At 59.3% G+C, this 528-nt stretch carries 1 protein-coding gene; it reads left to right on the plus strand.

Annotated features, from left to right (window positions below):
• Nucleotides 1-40 precede the first annotated feature (40 nt).
• Nucleotides 41-528: acyltransferase family protein (locus tag ACYVE7_RS35565; protein WP_460371118.1), on the plus strand; the 488-nt coding region annotated here is incomplete at its 3' end.

A 528-nucleotide genomic window follows, 5' to 3' on the forward strand; every position in this document is an offset into this window, starting at 1 on the left:
CTTCTCGTTTAACGGACCGTCATGGACGGTTTCGACCGAAGTGTTCCTGTACGGCGTGTTCTTCCTCGTCTCGCGCCGGTTCGGGATCCGACCGGTCACGATTGCCGTGATGGTTCTTGTCGGGTTCGCGATGATGCCGGTGAGCGTTCATCTGGCAGGCGGCCTCGTCCAATTCTTCGCCGGGGTTGCCGCCCATCGTATGTTCCTGCGCTGGTCGAACCATCAGAACGCGGTCTGGATTGTCCTCACCGCGGTGGCGGCCTTATGCCTTACGTGGCTGTACGGTAACGAATATCACACGCGATCAGGGTTGGAATTTCTGCACAGCCGGATCCCTCATGCCCCCAAGCTTGATACACGCTACCAGATCGCCCGCGACCTGGTCTTTCCTGCGCTGCTGTTCCCGATGGTGATTTTCATGCAGGCGGCGCTGGAGCGAAAGCTGCGGATCGCAGCCGTTCTGCGGCACCCGATCGTCGCATGGATGGGGAACCTCAGCTATTCGCTGTATCTCTGGCATTACCCGTT

The organism is Actinocorallia lasiicapitis (assembly GCF_054778695.1).